The sequence below is a fragment of the Aeromonas sp. FDAARGOS 1410 genome (assembly GCF_019048745.1).
Classification (GTDB): Bacteria; Pseudomonadota; Gammaproteobacteria; order Enterobacterales; family Aeromonadaceae; genus Aeromonas; species Aeromonas jandaei.
Genome location: NZ_CP077401.1, coordinates 485,001 through 505,676, shown reverse-complemented (window position 1 = coordinate 505,676; position 20,676 = coordinate 485,001). Strand labels below are relative to the sequence as shown.

Sequence of the window (20,676 nt, the reverse complement as noted above, 5' to 3'; positions counted from 1 at the left end):
TCAAGGGTATAATTTGACCGGCTTTTAGAGCTGTTAACATGGGGTCTTCGGATCCCGATTTTTTACAGTTCTGTAATGTTCAGGGGTAGGTTGGTGAAGCAGAAAATAGCCTTGGAAGGTTTGACACTGGCCTTGGTTATGCTCGTTTGTCAGCTGGTCCTGATCCTGGCGATGAGTGCCGTCTGGTATTACCTGACTGGTGCCAGCGCCGGTTATTCCGCCCTTTACGGAGGGGGGATGTACTGGGTTCCTCAGGCCTTGTTCACTCTCTGGGTACTGCGCCGCAAGGTAACGGCCGAGAGTGTGGGTCTGGTTCTGCGGGACTTTTATGGTGGGGCAGGGATTAAGCTCATTACTACAACAGGTCTATTCGCCCTGATGTTTGGTGCGGGAGTCGAGGTCGTTACCGTCTCGTTTTTCGCCACTTATATCCTCGCCCTCGTTGTACAGTGGATAGTCTCATTCACGCTTAACAACCACTATTAGGAAAACTCATGTCTGCAACCGGAGAAGTCCTGACTCCTCAGGGATATATCTCCCACCACCTGACCCACCTGCAAGTCGGGTCCGGGTTCTGGACGGTGAATATCGACTCAATGGTATTTTCCGTCGTGCTAGGCGCCCTGTTTATCCTGTTGTTCCGCAAAGTAGCCGTCAACGCTACCAGCGGGGTGCCGGGTAAGCTGCAGTGCTTTGTGGAGATGCTGGTCGAGTTTGTGAATGGTAACGTCAAAGACATCTTTCACGGTCGCAACAAGGTCATCGCACCTTTGGGGCTGACGGTGTTTGTCTGGATCTTCCTGATGAACCTGATGGATCTGATCCCTGTTGACTTTATCCCTCACGCTGCACAATTGATGGGTATTCCCTATCTGCGTGTGGTTCCCTCCGCTGACGTTAACATCACCATGTCCATGGCTTTGGGCGTGTTCTTCTTGATTCTGTACTACAGCATCAAGGTCAAGGGTATCGGCGGGTTTGTGAAGGAGCTGACTCTTCAGCCTTTCAATCACCCGGCTGCCATCCCGGTTAACCTCATCCTGGAAACTGTTACGCTGGTATCCAAACCGGTCTCTCTGGGTCTTCGACTGTTCGGCAACATGTATGCTGGCGAACTGATCTTTATCCTGATTGCGGGTTTGCTACCCTGGTGGTCACAGTGGATTCTGTCCGTGCCTTGGGCAATTTTCCACATCCTGATCATCACTTTGCAGGCATTCATCTTCATGGTTCTGACCATCGTCTATCTGTCGATGGCGCAGGAAGACCATTGATGATGCGACTCAAATAATCCTTTTTATACAATCAATTACATCTAAATAAATGGAGATCCTCATGGAAAACTTGAACATGGACCTGCTGTACATCGCTGCTGCAATGATGATGGGTCTGGCTGCTATCGGCGCTTCCATCGGTATCGGTATTCTGGGTGGTAAATTCCTGGAAGGTGCTGCTCGTCAACCTGACCTGATCCCTGTTCTGCGTACCCAGTTCTTCATCGTAATGGGTCTGGTCGATGCGATCCCGATGATCGCCGTTGGTCTGGGTCTGTACGTGATGTTTGCGGTTGCTGGCTAAGTCGTTACGACATCTCCAGGCATAACCCATTAACTAACTAAAGAGGACATCGGCTGTGAATATCAACGCCACCCTCCTCGGCCAAGCAATTGCTTTTTTCTTCTTCGTAGTGTTTTGCATGAAGTACGTATGGCCGCCGTTGATTGCTGCCATCGAAGCCCGTCAGAAAGCTATTGCTGATGGTCTCTCTTCTGCAGAGCGTGCCAAGAAAGATCTGGATTTGGCCAAGGCCAACGCCGTCGATCAGCTGAAAGAAGCCAAGCTCCAGGCTGCTGAAATCATTGAACAGGCCAACAAACGCAAGGCCCAGATCATTGATGAGGCAACTGTCGGAGCCCAGTCTGAGCGGGAAAAAATCCTGGCTCAAGGCCGTGCCGAGATTGAAGCTGAACGTCATCGTGCCAAAGAAGAACTGCGCAAGCAGGTTGCTGCTCTTGCCATTGCTGGTGCAGAGAAGATCCTGGCGCGCCAAATCGACCAGGCTGCCAACAGCGACATCGTCGACAAACTGGTAGCAGAACTGTAACGGGAACGGGGCTATGTCTGAACTGACTACAATCGCTCGCCCCTACGCCAAGGCTGCTTTCGAGTTTGCCGTTGAGCACAAGGCGGTTGATCAGTGGCTGGGGATGCTCAGCTTCGCTGCACAAGTAGCGGAGAACGAGACCATCCACTCCCTGGTAAACGGCTCTGTGGCTGCCGAAGAGCTGGCAAAACTGTTTGTCAGCATCTGCGGTGAGCAACTCGACGAGCATGGCCAGAACCTGATCCGGGTAATGGCTGAGAATGGTCGCTTGGGTGTGCTGCCGGCGGTCGTTGCCGAATTTGTGGTGTTCAAGGCTGAACTGGATAAAGAAGTTCAGGCTGACGTGACATCGGCGATTGCACTGACCGACCAGCAGAAAGCCAATATTCAGGCTTCTCTGGAACAACGTCTCGCGCGCAAAGTGAAGCTGAATTGCAGCATCGATGCGTCCTTGATGGCCGGGGTGCTCATCAAGGCCGGTGATCTGGTTATCGACGGAACTGTCCGCGGTAAGCTGGATCGCATGGCTGACGCGCTGCAATCTTGATTGGGGTATTAGAGCATGCAACTGAATTCCACTGAAATCGCCGAGCTGATCAAGCAGCGCATTGCGCAGTTTGATGTAAAGAGCGAAGCGCGTAACGAAGGTACCATCGTCTCTGTAAGCGACGGTATCATTCGTGTCCACGGCCTGGCCGATGCCATGCAGGGTGAGATGATCGAGCTGCCGGGCAACCGCTACGCTCTGGCATTGAACCTGGAGCGTGACTCCGTTGGTGCCGTAGTAATGGGTCCCTATGCCGATCTGGCCGAAGGGATGAAAGTAAAAGGTACTGGCCGCATTCTGGAAGTGCCGGTTGGTCGTGGTCTGTTGGGCCGGGTGGTCAACACCCTGGGTCAGCCTATCGACGGTAAAGGTCCGGTCGAGCACGATGGCTTCTCTCCGGTAGAAGTGATTGCCCCGGGCGTTATCGAGCGTAAGTCTGTTGACCAGCCTGTCCAGACCGGTCTGAAAGCCATCGACGCCATGATCCCTATCGGTCGTGGCCAGCGTGAGCTGATCATCGGTGACCGCCAGGTAGGTAAAACTGCCATCGCGATCGACACCATCATCAACCAGAAAGACTCCGGCATTAAGTGTGTCTACGTTGCGATTGGCCAGAAGGCCTCCACCATCGCCAACGTGGTGCGCAAGCTGGAAGAGCACGGTGCTCTGGCCAACACCATCGTGGTGGTTGCCTCTGCTTCCGAAGCTGCTGCCCTGCAGTATCTGGCTCCGTACTCCGGTTGCTCCATGGGTGAGTACTTCCGTGACCGCGGTGAAGATGCCCTGATCATTTATGATGACCTGTCCAAGCAGGCCGTTGCATATCGTCAGATCTCCCTGCTGCTGCGCCGTCCGCCAGGACGTGAAGCATTCCCGGGCGACGTATTCTATCTGCACTCCCGTCTGCTGGAGCGTGCTGCTCGCGTCAACGACGAGTACGTAGAGAAGTTCACCAAGGGTGAAGTGAAGGGCAAAACCGGTTCTCTGACCGCGCTGCCGATCATCGAAACCCAGGCTGGTGACGTATCCGCGTTCGTTCCGACCAACGTGATCTCCATCACCGATGGTCAGATCTTCCTGACTTCCCAGTCTTTCAACGCCGGTATTCGTCCTGCGGTTGATCCGGGTATCTCCGTATCCCGTGTGGGTGGTGCCGCCCAGACCAAGATCGTCAAGAAGCTGTCCGGTGGTATCCGTACCGCGCTGGCTCAGTACCGCGAACTTGCTGCGTTTGCCCAGTTCTCTTCCGACCTGGACGATGCGACTCGCAAGCAGCTGGACCACGGTCAGAAAGTGACCGAGCTGATGAAGCAGAAGCAGTACTCTCCGATGAGCGTTGCTCACCAGTCGCTGGTGCTGTTCGCCGCGGAAAAAGGCTATCTCTCCGATGTCGAGCTGAACAAGATCCTCGATTTCGAAGCCGCTCTGCTCTCTTTCGCCGATACCCAGCATGCCGAGCTGATGGCTGAAATCAATGCCAAGGCTGACTACAACGACGCGATCGTTGGCAAGCTGACTGCGTTGCTGGACAACTTCAAGGCAACCCAGACCTGGTAAGCGTGTGTGGCAGCGCAAGCTGCCACCTGATGGAGAGAAGAGATGGCCGGCGCAAAAGAGATACGTAACAAGATCGGGAGTGTGAAAAACACTCAGAAGATCACCAGCGCTATGGAAATGGTGGCAGCAAGCAAGATGCGCCGTGCGCAGGATCGCATGTCTGCCAGCCGTCCGTACGCTGAAACCATGCGCAAGGTGATCGGCCATATCGCTCAGGGGAACCTGGAATACAAGCACCCCTACCTCATCGAACGTGAGGTCAAGCGAGTGGGTTACATCGTCGTCTCCACCGACCGTGGCCTGTGTGGTGGTCTGAACATCAACCTGTTCAAGGCTGCCCTCAATGATATGAAGCAATGGAGCGCGAAAGGTGCCAAGGTTGACCTGGCTCTGATCGGCAACAAAGCCTCCAACTTCTTTGAACGGCACGGCGCCAAGGTGAAAGCTCACGTCGCAGGACTGGGCGATAACCCGAGCGTCAATGACCTGATTGGTTCAGTCAAGGTCATGCTGAAGGCTTACGACAACGGTGAGATTGACAAGCTGTATCTGGTGTACAACAAGTTCGTCAACACCATGGTGCAGCAACCACGGGTCGATCAACTGCTGCCTTTGCCCGTAACTGAAGACAGCAAGCTCGCCAAGAAACACCACTGGGATTACCTCTATGAGCCGGATCCCAAGAAGCTGCTGGATACCCTGCTGGTTCGCTATGTCGAATCTCAGGTTTACCAGGGTGTAGTGGAAAACTTGGCCAGTGAACAGGCAGCCCGAATGGTTGCCATGCAAGCCGCGACTGACAACGCCGGTAACCTGATTAACGATCTGCAACTGGTATACAACAAGGCCCGTCAGGCCAGTATTACCCAGGAGCTGACAGAGATCGTATCCGGTGCTGCTGCGGTGTAAGGCAAGGGTTATCAAAGGTTTAGAGGATTTGACATGAGTAACGGTTTCATCGTCCAAATCATCGGCGCTGTAGTGGACATCGAGTTCCCGCAGAATGCCGTGCCCCAGGTGTACGATGCACTGAAGGTCGTTAGCGAAGGTCAAGGCCAGGGTCTGGTGCTGGAAGTTCAGCAACAGATCGGTGGCGGCGTCGTTCGTTGCATCACCATGGGTTCCTCCGACGGTCTGCGTCGTGGGTTGGAAGTAATGAATAGCGGTAAATCCATCCAGGTTCCGGTCGGTACTGCGACTCTGGGTCGGATCATGAACGTACTGGGCGAGCCAATCGACGAGAAAGGCCCAATCGGTGAAGAAGAGAGCTGGTCAATCCACCGTGAAGCCCCCAGCTACGAAGATCAGTCCAACAGCACCGAGCTGCTGGAGACCGGCATCAAGGTTATCGACCTGGTATGTCCGTTCGCCAAGGGTGGTAAAGTGGGTCTGTTCGGTGGTGCCGGTGTAGGCAAAACCGTAAACATGATGGAGCTGATCCGTAACATCGCGATCGAGCACAGCGGTTACTCCGTGTTCGCCGGTGTAGGTGAGCGTACCCGTGAGGGTAACGACTTCTACCACGAGATGATGGAGTCCAACGTACTGGACAAAGTATCTCTGGTTTACGGTCAGATGAACGAGCCGCCCGGAAACCGTCTGCGCGTAGCGCTGACCGGCCTGACCATGGCCGAGAAGTTCCGTGACGAAGGTCGTGACGTGCTGTTCTTCGTGGACAACATCTATCGTTACACCCTGGCCGGTACGGAAGTATCCGCACTGCTGGGCCGTATGCCTTCCGCAGTAGGTTACCAGCCGACTCTGGCCGAGGAGATGGGTGTTCTGCAAGAACGTATCACCTCCACCAAGACCGGTTCCATCACCTCCGTACAGGCCGTTTACGTTCCTGCGGATGACTTGACTGACCCGTCTCCGGCGACCACCTTCGCCCACCTGGATGCGACCGTCGTACTGTCCCGTCAGATCGCGGCACTGGGTATCTACCCGGCCGTTGACCCGCTGGACTCTACCTCTCGTCAGCTGGATCCGCTGGTAGTTGGCAAAGAGCACTACGAGACTGCTCGTGGCGTTCAGACCGTACTGCAGCGCTACAAAGAGCTGAAGGACATCATCGCCATCCTGGGTATGGATGAACTGTCAGAAGAAGACAAACTGACCGTAGCCCGTGCCCGTAAGATCGAGCGTTTCCTGTCCCAGCCGTTCTTCGTAGCAGAAGTGTTTACCGGTTCTCCGGGTAAATACGTGCCGCTGAAAGAGACCATCCGTGGTTTCCAGGGCATCCTGAAAGGCGAGTATGACGATCTGCCCGAGCAGGCGTTCTACATGGTTGGCGGTATCGACGAAGTCGTCGAGAAATCCAAGAAACTGTAAGCCTCTACTGGAGGGCCCATGGCTGAGATGATCTCCTTTCACCTGGATGTGGTGAGCGCCGAAGGAAAACTGTTTTCCGGTCGCGTGCAATCCGCTCAGGTATCAGGCTCCGAAGGTGAGTTGGGTCTCCGCCACGGTCATGCTCCGTTGCTGACTGCCATCAAGCCGGGCCTGGTCCGCTTGGTGAAGCAGAATGGAACTGAAGAGGTGCTGTACATCTCCGGCGGTATGCTGGAAGTACAACCCGAAGCCGTGACCGTGCTGGCGGACACCGCGATTCGTGCCGACGACTTGGATGAGGCGAAAGCCCAGGAAGCCAAGCGCGCAGCCGAAGAGCGGATCCACAGCTCCCATGGCGATATGGACTACGCCCAGGCCGCTACCGAGCTGGCCAAGGCGATGGCTCAACTGCGAGTCATCGATATCGTCAAAAAGAATTACCGCTAATAACGGTGATGTAAAAAGCGACCTTCGGGTCGCTTTTTTTTTGCCCGTTGGATAGACTCCGCCGAGTATTTCCTCATGTTCCAAAGGTCAATTTATGTCCCTCAACGTCGTGATCCTGGCTGCGGGTAAAGGCACCCGCATGCGCTCTTCCCTGCCCAAGGTACTGCACCCGGTTGCCAACAAACCCATGGTCTCCCATGTGATCGATACCGCCCGTCAGGTCGGTGCCGAGCAGCTGCATCTAGTTTATGGCCATGGTGCCGAGCTGCTGAAAGAGCGGATCGTGGCGGCTGATGTCAACTGGGTGTTGCAAGCCCAGCAGCTGGGAACCGGTCACGCCGTTGCCCAAGCCATCCCGTTCTGGAAGGATGAGGACGACGTGCTGGTGCTCTACGGCGATACTCCGCTGATCCAGCCCGAGACCCTGCAGCGCTTGCTCGCCGCCAAAGCGGAAAACGGGATGGCACTGCTGACCGTGGTGCTGGACAACCCTACCGGCTATGGCCGCATCGTCCGGGAAAATGGTCAGGTAGTCGGCATCGTCGAGCAGAAGGATGCCAACGCTGAACAGCTGGCGATCCGTGAGGTAAACACCGGCGTGCTGGTGGCCAATGGGGGCCAGCTGCGTCAATGGTTGTCTCGTCTCGACAACAAAAACGCTCAGGGCGAGTTCTATCTGACCGATGTGATCGCGATGGCTCACGGCGATAATTGCCCGATTGCCGCCGTTCATCCGGAGCGCGCCGCCGAGGTGGAAGGGGCCAATAATAGGATCCAACTGGCTCAGCTTGAGCGCAGCTATCAGCAGATGCAGGCCGAGAAGTTGATGATTGCAGGTGCAACCATGATCGACCCTGCACGCTTTGATTTGCGTGGGGTTTTGGAAATTGGTGAAGAGGTCGTTATTGATGTAAACGTCATCATTGAGGGCAAGGTGACTCTTGGCAACCACGTCCGTATCGGTGCCGGTGCCGTGCTGAAGGATTGCGTCATTGGCGATCACACCGAAGTGAAGCCCTACACCATCGTTGAAGGGGCTCAGGTGGCAGACCTGTGTTCGGTCGGCCCGTTTGCCCGTCTGCGTCCGGGTGCCGTGCTGGAGCAGGATGCCCACGTCGGCAACTTCGTCGAGATGAAGAAGGCTCGTCTGGGGGTTGGTTCCAAGTGTGGTCACCTCACCTATCTGGGGGATGCCGAGGTGGGTGCCAAGGTGAATATCGGTGCCGGTACCATCACCTGCAACTACGACGGTGTGAACAAATTCCAGACCATCATCGAGGATGATGTGTTTGTCGGTTCCGATACCCAGCTGGTGGCGCCGGTGCGCATTGGCAAGGGGGCGACTCTGGGGGCGGGTTCTACCATCACCAAGGATGTGGCCGCACACGAACTGGTGATCACCCGGGTGCCCCAGCGTCACATCAAAAACTGGGCTCGCCCGGTCAAGAAGAAGTGATGCCCGATCAATGAAATGCAAACCGGCGCCTGATGGCGCCGGTTTTGTTTTCATTTCTCCTGCCCGCTGGCGGGGGGCGTCGGGACATTCCCCATCACCTTATACCAGTCGAGCTTGCGGGTCAGCAGCATGATCAGCGCCAGGGTTGCGAACAGCAGCAGGGCGCCGAGCAGCAGAGCTATCTCTTCGGCCTGCAGCAGGCTGTAGAGAATGGCATAGACCAGCCCGAGCAGCGCAGCAAAGCCGATCCCCTGCTTCGGGCCACCCAGCACATGGCTGAGGTAGAAGCCGTTGAGCAGCACGCTGGCCAGCGCGGCCACCAGATAGGCCCAGCCAAAGCCGAGGTGTTCGGTCAGGGCCAGTAGCACCAGATAGAAGATGGCCAGCCCCATGCCTACCAGCGCGTACTGGATCGGGTGAACCCGCAGCCCCTTGAGCAGCTCGAACATGAAGAAGCTGATAAAGGTGAGACCGATGAAGAGCAGGGCATACTTGGCCGCCCGTTCGTTGAGCTGATAGTGATCCACCGGTTGCACCAGACTGACGCTGAAGGTGGGCAGTTCTCCCTCCCCGCCGTTCATCGCCCGGTTGAAGCGGCTCTCCATGTCGGTGGCGAACCAGCTGGTCTGCCAGCTGGCGCTGAACCCCTCCTGATTGAGGCTGCGACTGGCCGGCAGGAAGTCGCCGATAAAGTTGGGGTGGGGCCAGTTGCCGGCCAGTTGCAGCTTGCTCTCCCGGCCGAGCGGCACCACTTCCAGCTCGTTCATCCCCTGCAGATTGAGCTCCAGATGGAAGGTACCATCCTGCTGAGGCAGGCTGTCGAGAGGAGCATGGATCCCGGCCAGGGTGCTGCCGAGGCGGGCACCCGGAGCAAAGGGGGTGCGAAGCTTGCCGAGCTGCAACTCGGGCACGCTGTTGATGCCGCGGGCATCGGAGAGCACCAGACTCAGGTAGGGTTTGCCTGCCACCAGCTCATCATCCCCGGCGAGCGGCGTGCTCTCTTGTAGTTGAGCCGCTGTTGGCAAACGGCCGGAGAGGGAGAGCCGGGTCTGATAGACCTGCGCCTGATAGATGCCGAGCTTGCGCGGGGTCACCTCCATGGTGGCCTGCACGTCCAGCTGTTCCGGCAGCAGGTAGCGATAGGTCTGCTCCTGACGGACGAAGCGCTTGCCATCCTGCTCGACCGTCACCGAACGGGTATAGGGCTGCACGATAACCGGCCCCATCAGCCGTTGCGGGCCACTGCTGCTGGCCATGATGCTCTGAATCGCCTGATTGCGGTAAATCTGCCGCTCCCGGTTCAGCTCCATGATGGATTGCACCGGTACCATCAGCAGCAGGCTGAGCAACAGCAGCAGAAAGATCTTGTGGGTGAATATCTGTTTGACCATGACACGTCTCCTTGTTCTGTGGAGCGAGTCTGTCAGTCTGGCGTGAAGTGGTGATGGGCTTGTGTGAAGTGGCTGTGAACTGAGCAAAACGGCGCCATCAGGCGCCGTGGAATTGTTCAGGGGCGGGAGCGCACCAGCCGGGCGGCTTGCGCGAAGCGATCGGTATGGCCATCGATCACTCCGTGTATAAAGTCGATGTAGTAGACCAGTTCCGGCATCTCCTCGATGGTGCTGGATGTCCAGTAGGGAGCGGCATTTTCCCCGTTGTCATGGATGTCCGGAAAGAAGTTGGGGTCTGTCATCGGCGCCCGGCAATTTTCGTCGAGCAGGGTGAAGAGCTCCTGGATGGTGGGGAGACGCCACCCCTCGCCAAGGCGGGCCGCTTCATCCTTGGCTTCAAGCAGCGTCAGCAGGGCCGGTGTGCCCACGCACCCTTTCCCCTCCTGCCACTCGCTGCCCAGGCTGCACGCCTGCCATTCGAGGTGGTTGAGCCGATCATGGATGACTCCCCCTTGCCGACTCAGGCGATCGGAGAGGTCGCAGGCGGCCAGCGCCATGCTGGCCGGAAGCCAGAGCAGCCACAGGAATAATTTCATTTTTGTCTCTTGTGCGGATGGCGGTCAGCCCGGTGTCGGCGGGCTGACCCTGATGATCGGAGCGGGCTGCGAAGCTTTGGCCTCCAGCCCTGTCGTCAGGTTATGTGGGGATCAGAGCTTCTTGAGTTGTGCGGGCAGGGCGGCCAGCACCTCTTCTTTCGCTTTGAGCGAGGCGAATTGCTTGCCCGGTTTCTGCACTACTGTGTGGACGAAGATCTGCTGCTTGCCCGGTTTGCTGGCCCAGCCGACGAACCAGCCGATCTGCTGATCGCGGTTGAGGCTGCCATCCAGCTTCTTCGGGTAGCCCATGCCGGTCTTGCCGTGGATCTGCCAGCCGTCGATCTCGCTCACCTTGAGGATATTGGCGGTGTACTGCAGGGTCTGCGCCGAGACCGGCAGCTTGCCGCTCACCATCTTGCCGAGGAAGCGAGCCTGCTCCTCCGGACTGATGGCGAGGCTGGAGCTGAGCCAGGCCTGGGTCAGGCCGTCATGCTTGCCCGGATTGCCGGAGAGATCCCGGTTGCCGTAGTCGAAGCGGTCGACGTATTGCTGGAAGCGCTCCATCCCCAGCCACTCGGTGATCTGCTGGGAGAACCAGACCACCGAGTAGGTTTCCCAGCGGCGCGGGGTAGTGGTTTCGCGCCAGGCGGGCAACCAGCCGTCATAGCTCGACTTGTAGGGCAGCGCCGGATGCTCTTCATCCACCAGAAAGCCACTGTCATAACCCATCAGCGCCAGCGGGATCTTGAAGGTGGATGCGGGCGGCAGCTGGCTGGAGCAGTCCCCTTCGCTGGAGAGAGTCTGACCGTTGCCATCGGCATAGAGAAAACAGCCGCTGGCGGCGGAGGCCGGTACTGCGCAGAGCAGACCGGTAGCCAACAGGCCGGAAAGAAGCAGGCGAGACATGGGGCGATTCCTTGGGTTGATAAGTGAAAGAGCGGCAGGATAGCGCCGCTCTGTGTGGTGAATGTGAAGTGGCCGTTGCTAGATGAGCGGCAGCCAGAATTCGGCCACTGCACCACCCTCCGGCCGGTTGGCGAGGGTCAGACGGCCGCCATGCTGGTGGGCCACCTCATGGGCGAAACTGAGCCCGAGACCACTGCTCTTGCCCTTGTCGGGGCGCGGCAGGGAGTAGAAGCGCTCGAAGATCCGTGGCAATGCGTAGTCGGGAATGCCGGGGCCGCTGTCGGTGACCCGAAAACAGTAGCCATCCTCCTGCTGGGTGCCGCTGAGAGTGACGCTGGCGCCTGCCGGTGAAAAGTCGATGGCGTTGTCCAGCAGGTTGCCGATGGCCTGCTCCACCAGCAGCGGGTCCCACTTCTGCTTGGGGGCACCGGCCAGCTCGGCGACCAGCGCTACCTGCCGGCGCTGGGTGATAATCTGGCGGGCATCGAGCGCCCGCTTACCGAGCCCGGCCGGTTCTACCGCTTGCCGATCCAGCCCCTGCCCCGACTCCAGCCGCGCCAGTTGCAGCATCCGTTCGATCAGCTGCTGCATGCGGGCACTCTCCTGATTGATGTTGCCGATAAAGCGGCTGGCCACCTCGGGGGGCGGCGTTTCGGCCAGGATCTCCCCTGCCCCGCGAATGGCGGCCAGCGGGCTCTTCAGCTCGTGGGTCAGGCTGTGGACATAGCCCTCGATATAGCTCTTGCCATCTAGCTGGTGGCGCATGGTTTCGAGGGCGTGGCCGAGCCGATCCAGCTCGACGGTGTACAGTTGCGGCAGTGGCGCAGCTTCCCCCTTGCTGACCGATTCGGCGTAGTGCACCAGTTTGCCGATGGAGCGGTTGAGCCACCAAACCAGCAGACTGCCGATCAATAGCGAGATGAACAGCATCTGGCCGGCGGCCTGCAGCAGTTCCCGTTCACCCCGCTCGATGGCGGGCATCAGGGTGCGATTCGGTTTGGCGACGGTGAGGGAGCCGATGATCTCTGTCCCCTCCCGCAGCGGTGCCGCCACATACATGGTCGAGCTGGCGGCATCGTCGGGATCGGTGCGGGTGCTGCGGGCGCCATACTGACCGCGCAGGGTGCGGTAGACATCGTTCCAGCGGGAATAATCCTTGCCCAGATCCGTGCCGTCGGAGTCGTAAATCACCATCCCCTGCCGATCCGTCACATAGATGCGGTACTCCGCCTGCTGTTTGAGGTGGCCGTCGATCATCGCATTGATGGGATTCTGGTTGAGACGGGCGAAGGCGCTGGCCAGCCGCCCGTTCATCATATTGCCCTCTTGCAGATCATCGAGCGCCAGCGGCGCCAGCAGTTGGGTCATGTCGACCAGGGTATCCTCGGTGGCGCTGCGCACTCCGGGTTTGATCTCCTCGACGAAGATCTCCAGCACGAACCAGGCGGCCAGCGCGAAGATCAGCAGCAGGCCGCACAGCAGTTGCAGTCCGAGTCTCATGCCAGCTCCAGGCTATAGCCCAGCCCGCGATGGGTGAGGATCAGGTTGGCTTCGGGATCATGCTCGCGCAGCTTGGCGCGGATGGTCTTGATATGGGTATCGACGGTGCGGTCCAGACTCTCTTCGGCATCCTGCCACACCAGATCCATCAGCTGCTGGCGGGAGTAGACCCGGCCCGGCGCCTGCATCAGGGTCTTGAGCAGCAGATATTCGTAACGGGTGAGGGCCAGCGGTTGACCGCGAAAGTGAATACGGGCTCGCTCCTCATCCAGTGCCAGTAGCGGGGCTGGCTGGGTCGAGGGCTGGCTGCGGCGCAGGATGACCCGCACCCGGGCACACACCTCCCGCGGCGAGAAGGGTTTGGCCACATAGTCGTCGGCGCCGATCTCCAGCCCGATCAGCCGATCAATCTCCTCGCTGCGGGCGGTGAGGAACATCAGGGGAGTGTCGGTCAGCGTTCTGACCTGCTTGCAGAGCTCGAAGCCGCTGATGTCGGGCAGCCCCACATCGAGGATCAGAAAGTCGGGCCGGCTCTGGGCCAACCGGCTCAGCAGCTGCTGGCCCAGAGTGAACCACTCCACCTCGAAGCCATCGGTCTGCAGGGCATAAATCAGGGTATCGGCGATGCTGGCCTCATCTTCCACCAGCCAGATAACTCTCTTTTGCATGGCATCCTCGTCGCAAATCGGCTTCTCATTCTGGCATTGAAGCAAAGCGGATCCTATTTGCTGTTTTATTTTTCCAAAAAAGGCGCTAACATTTCGATGCTCTTTCGAATCGAAACTTAAAAATGACCAAACGTAATACTCAGCAGCGCCGTCACATCATAGTCACCCTGGTACAAGAGCAGGGGGAAGTGAGCGTCGATGCCCTCGCCAAGCACTTTTCTACCTCTGAAGTAACCATCCGTAAAGATCTGGCCGTGCTGGAGACCGGTGGTCTGCTGCTGCGTCGCTACGGTGGCGCCGTTCCCCTCCCCTCCGAGATGGTGGTGGAGTCGAACCCCGAACAAGTTTCGAATCGAAAGTTGGCGATTGCCCGTGCGGCAGCCGAACGGCTGCGTGATCACAACCGCGTCATCATCGACAGCGGCAGCACCACCAGCGCCATGATCCCGCTGCTTGGCAACAAGCGCGGCCTCATCGTGATGACCAACTCCCTCAACGTGGCGGGCGTCCTGCGCGAGCTGGAGAACGAACCCACCCTGCTGATGACCGGCGGTACCTGGGATCCCCACTCCGAATCCTTTCAGGGTCAGGTGGCGGAGCAGGTGCTGCGCTCCTACGACTTCGACCAGCTCTTTATCGGGGCTGACGGCATCGACCCGGATCGCGGTACCACCACCTTCAACGAGCTGGTGGGCCTGTCGCGGGTGATGGCCGAGGTGTCGCGGGAGGTCATTGTGATGGTCGAATCGGAAAAGATCGGCCGCAAGATCCCCAATCTCGAACTTCCCTGGTCGAGCATCCATACCCTGGTGACCGACGAGGGACTGGCCAGCGAGGCCAGAGAACAGATTCAAGCCCAAGGGGTGACGCTTATCTGTGCCCCGGTCACTTGCTGACATCGAGCTCTGAACCATCCAACCGAATTTACGATTTGCATCTCAAGGAGAAGTGTATGTGTGGCATCGTCGGGGCTGTAGCCCAACGTGATGTGGCTGAAATTCTGGTAGAGGGGCTGCGCCGCCTCGAGTACCGCGGTTACGACTCGGCCGGTGTGGCGGTGTTCAGCGCCAGCCAGCCGCTGCAGCGGGTACGCCGTCTGGGCAAGGTGGCCGAGCTGGCCAAGGCGCTCGACGAGCAGTCCGTCCACGGTGGTACCGGCATCGCCCACACTCGCTGGGCAACCCATGGCGAGCCCTCCGAGCGCAATGCCCACCCCCATGTCTCCGACCATATCGTGGTGGTGCACAACGGCATCATCGAGAACCACGAAGAGCTGCGTGAAACCCTCAAGGGGCTGGGCTACGAGTTCAACTCGGATACCGATACCGAGGTGATCGCCCATCTGGTGCACCACGAGCTGAAATCCGCCGACTCCCTGCTGGCTGCCATGCAAAAGGCGGTGAAGCAGCTGCGCGGTGCTTACGGTACCGTGGTGATGGACAGCCGCGACGACAGCCGCGTGGTCGTTGCCCGCTCCGGCTCGCCGCTGGTGATTGGCCGCGGTATCGGCGAGAACTTTATCGCTTCCGACCAGCTGGCCCTGCTGGCGGTAACCCGTCGCTTCATCTTCCTGGAAGAGGGGGATGTGGCCGAAGTGACTCGCCGCGACGTGCATATTTTCGACGTCACCGGCAACCCGGTTGAGCGTGAGGAGAAAGAGTCCGATATCTCCCACGATGCCGGTGACAAGGGTGAATATCGCCACTACATGCTCAAGGAGATCCACGAGCAGCCCAAAGCGATCACCAACACTCTGGAAGGGCGTCTGGGCAGCGATCACGTGGTGGTCGAATCGTTCGGCAACGGCGCGCGCGCCATCTTCGAAAAGGTGGAGCACGTACAGATCGTTGCCTGCGGTACCTCCTACCACTCCGGCATGGTCGCCCGTTACTGGTTTGAAGAGATTGCCGGCGTCTCTTGCGATGTGGAGATCGCCTCCGAATTCCGTTACCGCAAATCCGTGGTGCGCCCCAACAGCCTGCTGATCACCCTCTCCCAGAGCGGTGAGACCGCCGATACCCTGGCTGCTCTGCGTCTGGCCAAAGAGTCCGGCTATATGAGCTCGCTGGCTATCTGCAACGTACCGGGCTCCTCGCTGGTGCGTGAATCGGCGCTGGCCTTTATGACCCGTGCCGGTGCCGAAATCGGCGTTGCCTCCACCAAGGCATTCACCACCCAGCTGGCTGGCCTGCTGATGCTGGTGGCATCTGTCGGTCACTGCCGCGGCAACCTGAGTGCGGCTGCCGAAGCCGAGCTGGTCAAGGCGCTCCACGCCCTGCCCCAGCGCATTAAAGAGAGCCTGGCGCTGGCCAAGCAGATCGAGACGCTGGCCGAAGAGTTTGCCGACAAGCAGCACAGCCTGTTCCTCGGCCGTGGCAGTCAGTACCCCATCGCCATGGAAGGGGCGCTCAAGCTTAAAGAGATCTCCTATATCCACGCCGAAGCCTATGCCGCTGGCGAGCTGAAGCACGGCCCGCTGGCGCTGATCGATGCCGAGATGCCCATCATTGTGGTGGCGCCGAACAACGATCTGCTGGAGAAGCTGAAGTCCAACGTGGAAGAGGTGCGCGCCCGTGGCGGTATCCTCTACGTCTTCGCCGATACCGATACCGGCTTCAAGAGCGACGAGACCATGCGGGTCATGAACCTCAACCATGTGGAAGAGGTGATCGCCCCCATCGTCTATACCGTGCCGTTGCAGCTGCTCTCCTACCACGTTGCCCTTATCAAGGGCACCGACGTGGATCAGCCGCGCAACCTGGCAAAATCGGTGACGGTCGAGTAAGTCGCTGTCAGAGATAAAAAAAGAGCCGCAATTGCGGCTCTTTTTGTTGCTGCTCCCAGCTCAGGAGAGGCGCAAGTTGGTGATGGTCACCTCGTCTAGAGAGGGCACTATAATGCCGCTGGTGATCCCCTTGGCGATGGCCTGACTGCGGTTCTTCGAGTCGGTCTTGTTGGTCACCTGATTGAGATGGAAGTTCACCGTCCGTTCGCTGATGCCGAGGATGGTGGCGATCTCCCAGGAGGTTTTGCCCTCGCTGGCCCAGAACAGGCACTCCTTCTCCCGATCCGACAGCTCGGTCAGATATCTCATCAGATCGGGGCGGCTTTTGATCAGCTGCAGCGCCGAGTTGAAGATGTAGCTGGCGCAAAACGACAGCAGGGGAACGTTTTCAAACATCAGATCGGTGTTGGATTTGTCCTTGGTGATGAATGAGAGGATTCCGTGCTCTCCCTGCGGGGTGTGCAGCGGGAAGGAGACGCCGTTGCGCACCCCGAAATCGGCAGCCAGATTCATCACGTCGCGGCTGGCGCTGGGCAGCCAGGGCGAGTCGCAGTCGAGTTTGTTCCAGAAGATCGGCTGGGTCTGTTTCAGCCCCAGATAGACCACCGGATCCTGGGTCAGATACTGGTTTTCGCTGTAGGCATCGAACCAGCTGGTCGGACAGTTGTTGAACAGTGCCACGTGGGATTTTTGCATGCTGATGGGGAAAATAATCAGCAGCCGGAAGTAATCAAAGCCCATTTGATGACTAAAGCGCTCCAGCAGCTGCTGGATATCGCTGGTTTTTGTTGCCTTGGTGAACTTGTCGATGTGTTCCCAGATAGCATCGTTGAGCATGACTTTCTCCTTTTTCGATCTCTATCACACTGATCGAAAAGATTTTTCTCGTTATTTATGTTTTTTTGAGATGGCACTCGATGCCATTTATCCGTGCGTGTCTAAAAATTATCCTGTTTTTGTGCATAAAGGCCAAGAAAATCCTCTCGTTGCCAGCCTGCACGCCATTTGAGATAATGATAATAGTTATCATTAATAAGACGTGATTCCATGAACAAGTTATGGGGTGTGGCACTGTTGCCACTGTCAGTCCACTTTGCTGCGGTCGGTGACGAGCTGGTTGCTCCCGCCCTCAAGAACAGCATAGCCGCCGGGAAAGCTTCCCAGCAGCGGGTGGAAAAAGCCGCCGATGCCGCCGTTGCCGCACGACTGGAGCTGCAAAATGCCCAGCTGCAACTGCGTGACCTCGAAGCCTACAACCGCTACATGCAATCTCTGGTGGCCGATCAGCAAAATGAGCTGGGCAAATTGAGCCAGCAGCTGGAAGCGGTGCAAGAGACCCGTCAGGGATTGATCCCGCTGATGCTGCAGATGCAGGCCGATCTGGAACAGCTGGTGCAAAACGATATCCCGCTGCGCAAGGAAGATCGTCTGGCGCGGGTTGAACAGTTGAAAGCGACCTTGGCCCGTGCGGACGTAAGCGAGGCGGAGAAATTCCGCCAGTTGCTGCAGGCCTATCAGATCGAAGCCGAATATGGCAGTCGGATGGATAGCTATTCCGCCGAGCTGGAGCTGGATGGTGCCCCGCGTCGGGTTGATGTGCTGGCGCTGGGTCGGGTCTCCCTGCTGGCGATGACTGCCGATCGCAGTCAGGCATGGCGCTGGTCTGCCGAGGCGAAGCAGTGGCAAGCCCTCGACAGCCAGTGGCTCTCTCCCATCGCCGAGGCGATGGATGTGGCCGCCGACAAGAAAGTTCCCCAGTTGCTCAATGTCCCCTTCTCTGTCAGCCGCAGTCAGGAGGCCCAATCATGAGAGTCGCCATGAAATGGTTCCCCCTCCTAATTGCCCTCTCCTGTGGTGCCAATGCCGCTGTCGCCAATGATGAGTGGCAACAGCAGGAACAGGCTCGCGAACAGCAGGCTCAACAAGATCTGGCATCTGTTTCCAAAGAGCTGAACAGTGCCCGCGCCAAATTGGCCGAGGCCCAGCGCCTGAGCAAGGAGCTGGCTGGCAAGTTTGCCAGCAACGAGAAGCAGTTGACTGAGCTTAACGCCCAGTGGGAGCAAGCCTCCGGCGACATGAACGAGATCTTCGCTGTCACCCGTCAGGGCGCCAGCGATGCGGTCAAGCTGCTGAGCGAATCCGCCGTCGAGGGCCAGTACCCGGAGCGTCTTACCCCGCTGAAAACCATGGCACAGGAGAAACAGGTGCCGGATCGCGCCGCCCTCGCCCTGCTGCCCGCCACTCTGCTGCAGGAGATCCGCGAATCTGGCCGGATTGCCCGGTTCAACGGCAAGGTGCTCGATGCCCAGGGGGCTGCCAGCGAGCAGTCGCTGACCCGGGTTGGCAGTTTTGCTCTGCTGGGGAGCGAAGGCTTCCTGCAACCGACCGCCGAAGGCCTGAGCCCGGTACTGGGTCTGCCCGGTAGCGTGCTCTCTGCCGCTGCCGCTTATCAGGGTCAGGAAGGGGAAGCGCTGCCGCTGGATCCTTCTCATGGCACTCTGCTGGCGATGCTGGCGCAAGCGCCCACCTTCTGGCAGCAGGTACAGCAAGGTGGTCAGGTTGGCGCCATTATCGTGCTGCTGGCTGCCATCGGCTTGGGGATTGCGGCGGTACGGCTGTGGAGCCTCTCCCGCGAACTGACTCTGGTGCGCCGCCAGCTCAAGAGCGGCGAGTATCACGCCGACAACGCCCTCGGTCGGGTGCTGACGGTGGCGGACAAACACCCCGGGCTGAGCATGGAGACCCTCGAACTGCGTCTTGATGAAGCGATCCTGCAGGAGACCCCTCGCATGGAACGTGGCATCGGCATGGTCAAGGTGATCGCGGCCATCGCTCCCATGCTGGGTCTGCTCGGTACCGTGACCGGGATGATCGGCACCTTCCAGGCCATCACCCAGTTTGGTACCGGCGATCCCAAGATCATGGCGGGCGGCATCTCCATGGCGCTGGTCACCACTGTACAGGGTCTGGTGGCGGCCATTCCGCTGATACTGGCCCACAGCCTGCTGCAATCCCGCTTCACCGAGCTCTCCAATGTATTGGAGCAGCAGGTGGCCGGCATTCTGGCTGAGCGCGCCGAGATCAATAACAACGGGATGGAGCGAGCAGCATGATGCTCGACATCTGGCAACAGCTGCAGAGCTTCATGGGCCGTGGCGGTCCGGTGCTCTGGGTCATTCTGGCCCTGCTGGTGCTGATGTGGATTTTGATGATCGAGCGACTGCTCTACCTCAATCTGGGGTTCGGCCCGTTGCAGCAACAGCTGCTCGGTCGCTGGCAAGCCCGCAGCGAGCGCCACAGCTGGCACGCCCGGGCGATCCGCGGGCGCTGGCTGGCCGAGGCCGAGCTTGAGCTCAACCGTCATCTGATCTTCATCCGCACCCTGGTGGTGCTCTGCCCCATGCTGGGGTTGCTGGGCACAGTGACCGGCATGATCGGCGTATTCGATGCGTTGGCTGCGGCCAACCGCTTTAACCCGGAGAGCATGGCGGGCGGGATCTCCCGCGCCACCATCCCCACCATGGCTGGCATGGTGGTGGCGCTCTCTGGCGTGTTGTTACTCAGTCGGCTCGAGAGTCAGGCCAAGCGTGCGCTGGCCAAGACCCGGGACGGCCTGCGAGAAGAGAAGGTAATGCAATGAGACGGCAATCCAAACGCCAGCGTGACGAAGTGCAGATCGACATGACCCCCATGCTGGATATCGTGTTCATCATGCTGATCTTCTTTATTGTCACCACCTCCTTCGTGCGTGAAGCCGGGCTCGAGGTGCACAGGCCCCAGGCCAGTCAGGCCAAGGCGCAGAAATCCTCCAGCATCATGCTGGCTATCGGGGCTCAGGGTCAGATCTTCCTCGACCGCAAGCAGATCGATGTGGAGCGGGTACAGGCCAGCATCGCCCGCCTGCTGGCGGAGCAACCCGATGCCAGTCTGGTGATCCAGGCCGATGAGCGGGTGCCCCACGGCAAGGTGGTGCGGGTGATGGATGAGGCCAAGGCGGCGGGTATCGCCAATATCGCCGTGGCGGTGGCGCCGAAATGAAATACAAGCTGATGAGCCTGGGGCTGGGGATTGCCCTCAGTCTGGGCATCCTGCTGTTTATGGCCACACTGGTTGAACCGCCCCGGGGCGAGAAGGTGGCGAGCGAACAGAAGCCCATCGTCATCAATATGCAGAACGAGGTGACCGAGGTGCAGGTACGCGAGCGTCCGGTGCCGCAGGAGCCCGAGCCTCTGCCAGAGCCTCCTGCCGCATTGGCCTCCACACCGCTGCCGATGCCCGCAGCGGCCCCCTTGGCGGCTGTTGAGCCGAGTCTGGATCTGGTTTCCAGCCTCAGCGCGGTGCAGGTCTATGCCCCCGGTGTAGCGACCAGTACCGCACCGGTATTGAGT

Annotated in this window: 23 protein-coding genes (1 of these 23 cut by a window edge); 17 read left to right on the top strand and 6 right to left on the bottom strand. The window is 58.8% G+C overall.

Translation table 11 applies throughout. The annotated features are described in order from the left end of the window. Positions 1-75: 75 nt before the first annotated feature. The 10 genes from I6L40_RS02360 to glmU all read left to right on the top strand — a co-directional run bounded on the left by I6L40_RS02360 (position 76) and on the right by glmU (position 8,442). The gene (locus I6L40_RS02360) at positions 76-486 is read left to right on the top strand and encodes an ATP synthase subunit I (RefSeq protein ID WP_033115243.1); all 411 of its coding nucleotides are present in this window, start codon (positions 76-78) and stop codon (positions 484-486) included. A gap of 8 nt (positions 487-494) precedes the next feature. Continuing rightward, positions 495-1,274, top strand: a complete 780-nt coding sequence (gene atpB / locus I6L40_RS02355; RefSeq protein ID WP_033115242.1) for a F0F1 ATP synthase subunit A — start codon at positions 495-497, stop codon at positions 1,272-1,274. Positions 1,275-1,335: 61 nt separating this feature from the next. After that, a complete protein-coding gene (gene atpE / locus I6L40_RS02350) occupies positions 1,336-1,578 on the top strand; it encodes a F0F1 ATP synthase subunit C (protein WP_005307205.1) in 243 nt (80 codons plus the stop codon). A gap of 55 nt (positions 1,579-1,633) precedes the next feature. Beyond that, a complete protein-coding gene (gene atpF / locus I6L40_RS02345) occupies positions 1,634-2,104 on the top strand; it encodes a F0F1 ATP synthase subunit B (RefSeq protein ID WP_005342350.1) in 471 nt (156 codons plus the stop codon). Positions 2,105-2,117: 13 nt separating this feature from the next. After that, entirely contained in the window at positions 2,118-2,651 is a 534-nt protein-coding gene (gene atpH / locus I6L40_RS02340) for a F0F1 ATP synthase subunit delta (protein ID WP_124242563.1), read from the top strand. Between the two features lie 15 nt (positions 2,652-2,666). Beyond that, positions 2,667-4,208: a F0F1 ATP synthase subunit alpha gene (gene atpA, locus I6L40_RS02335; RefSeq protein ID WP_042031086.1), complete on the top strand. Its 1,542-nt coding sequence runs from the start codon at positions 2,667-2,669 to the stop codon at positions 4,206-4,208. A gap of 42 nt (positions 4,209-4,250) precedes the next feature. Further along, the gene (atpG, locus tag I6L40_RS02330; protein WP_041210471.1) at positions 4,251-5,117 is read left to right on the top strand and encodes a F0F1 ATP synthase subunit gamma; all 867 of its coding nucleotides are present in this window, start codon (positions 4,251-4,253) and stop codon (positions 5,115-5,117) included. A 33-nt stretch (positions 5,118-5,150) separates the two neighbouring features. Next, a complete protein-coding gene (gene atpD, locus I6L40_RS02325; protein WP_026455856.1) occupies positions 5,151-6,539 on the top strand; it encodes a F0F1 ATP synthase subunit beta in 1,389 nt (462 codons plus the stop codon). 18 nt (positions 6,540-6,557) lie between these two features. Next, positions 6,558-6,986: a F0F1 ATP synthase subunit epsilon gene (locus I6L40_RS02320; RefSeq protein ID WP_033115239.1), complete on the top strand. Its 429-nt coding sequence runs from the start codon at positions 6,558-6,560 to the stop codon at positions 6,984-6,986. Positions 6,987-7,080: 94 nt separating this feature from the next. Beyond that, entirely contained in the window at positions 7,081-8,442 is a 1,362-nt protein-coding gene (gene glmU, locus I6L40_RS02315; RefSeq protein ID WP_216994936.1) for a bifunctional UDP-N-acetylglucosamine diphosphorylase/glucosamine-1-phosphate N-acetyltransferase GlmU, read from the top strand. A 50-nt stretch (positions 8,443-8,492) separates the two neighbouring features. Here the strand turns inward: glmU and creD are convergent, their stop codons facing one another. The 5 genes from creD to blrA all read right to left on the bottom strand — a co-directional run bounded on the left by creD (position 8,493) and on the right by blrA (position 13,503). Further along, positions 8,493-9,833: a cell envelope integrity protein CreD gene (creD, locus tag I6L40_RS02310; RefSeq protein WP_071914504.1), complete on the bottom strand. Its 1,341-nt coding sequence runs from the start codon at positions 9,831-9,833 to the stop codon at positions 8,493-8,495. A gap of 116 nt (positions 9,834-9,949) precedes the next feature. Next, positions 9,950-10,429: a DUF1566 domain-containing protein gene (locus I6L40_RS02305; RefSeq protein WP_216994935.1), complete on the bottom strand. Its 480-nt coding sequence runs from the start codon at positions 10,427-10,429 to the stop codon at positions 9,950-9,952. 111 nt (positions 10,430-10,540) lie between these two features. Further along, positions 10,541-11,335, bottom strand: coding sequence for an OXA-12 family class D beta-lactamase (gene blaOXA, locus I6L40_RS02300; RefSeq protein ID WP_216994934.1), 795 nt, complete (start codon positions 11,333-11,335; stop codon positions 10,541-10,543). 78 nt (positions 11,336-11,413) lie between these two features. Continuing rightward, complete coding sequence (blrB, locus tag I6L40_RS02295) at positions 11,414-12,835, bottom strand: beta-lactam sensor histidine kinase BlrB (protein WP_216994933.1); 1,422 nt, start codon at positions 12,833-12,835, stop codon at positions 11,414-11,416. Beyond that, the gene (gene blrA / locus I6L40_RS02290; protein WP_071914498.1) at positions 12,832-13,503 is read right to left on the bottom strand and encodes a beta-lactam response regulator transcription factor BlrA; all 672 of its coding nucleotides are present in this window, start codon (positions 13,501-13,503) and stop codon (positions 12,832-12,834) included. Before blrA ends, blrB begins: the two co-directional genes overlap by 4 nt. A gap of 122 nt (positions 13,504-13,625) precedes the next feature. On the opposite strand from blrA, the gene I6L40_RS02285 reads away from it, so the two are divergent. Together I6L40_RS02285 and glmS are read left to right on the top strand one after the other, a co-directional pair. Next, positions 13,626-14,399, top strand: a complete 774-nt coding sequence (locus tag I6L40_RS02285; RefSeq protein ID WP_216994932.1) for a DeoR/GlpR family DNA-binding transcription regulator — start codon at positions 13,626-13,628, stop codon at positions 14,397-14,399. 56 nt (positions 14,400-14,455) lie between these two features. Next, complete coding sequence (gene glmS, locus I6L40_RS02280) at positions 14,456-16,288, top strand: glutamine--fructose-6-phosphate transaminase (isomerizing) (protein WP_216994931.1); 1,833 nt, start codon at positions 14,456-14,458, stop codon at positions 16,286-16,288. 60 nt (positions 16,289-16,348) lie between these two features. Here glmS and I6L40_RS02275 read toward each other — a convergent pair whose 3' ends face one another. Continuing rightward, positions 16,349-17,125, bottom strand: a complete 777-nt coding sequence (locus I6L40_RS02275) for a LuxR family transcriptional regulator (protein ID WP_033115220.1) — start codon at positions 17,123-17,125, stop codon at positions 16,349-16,351. A gap of 210 nt (positions 17,126-17,335) precedes the next feature. Here I6L40_RS02275 and I6L40_RS02270 point away from each other — a divergent pair, with 210 nt between their 5' ends. The 5 genes in view from I6L40_RS02270 to I6L40_RS02250 are tightly spaced (each overlapping or abutting the next) and all read left to right on the top strand, a layout consistent with a single transcriptional unit that may run on beyond the window. Further along, the gene (locus tag I6L40_RS02270) at positions 17,336-18,097 is read left to right on the top strand and encodes a DUF3450 domain-containing protein (RefSeq protein WP_216994930.1); all 762 of its coding nucleotides are present in this window, start codon (positions 17,336-17,338) and stop codon (positions 18,095-18,097) included. Further along, positions 18,094-19,401: a MotA/TolQ/ExbB proton channel family protein gene (locus I6L40_RS02265; protein WP_216994929.1), complete on the top strand. Its 1,308-nt coding sequence runs from the start codon at positions 18,094-18,096 to the stop codon at positions 19,399-19,401. The genes I6L40_RS02270 and I6L40_RS02265 overlap by 4 nt, the downstream gene beginning before the upstream one ends. Then, on the top strand, positions 19,398-19,928 hold the full coding sequence (locus I6L40_RS02260; protein ID WP_216994928.1) for a MotA/TolQ/ExbB proton channel family protein: 531 nt from the start codon (positions 19,398-19,400) through the stop codon (positions 19,926-19,928). The genes I6L40_RS02265 and I6L40_RS02260 overlap by 4 nt, the downstream gene beginning before the upstream one ends. Next, a complete protein-coding gene (locus I6L40_RS02255; protein ID WP_005321875.1) occupies positions 19,925-20,326 on the top strand; it encodes a biopolymer transporter ExbD in 402 nt (133 codons plus the stop codon). The genes I6L40_RS02260 and I6L40_RS02255 overlap by 4 nt, the downstream gene beginning before the upstream one ends. Continuing rightward, positions 20,323-20,676 carry the 5' portion of an energy transducer TonB gene (locus I6L40_RS02250; protein WP_216994927.1) on the top strand. 309 nt of this gene lie beyond the right edge of the window, so only the first 354 of its 663 coding nucleotides appear in the window; its start codon is at positions 20,323-20,325; its stop codon lies beyond the right edge, outside the window. Before I6L40_RS02255 ends, I6L40_RS02250 begins: the two co-directional genes overlap by 4 nt.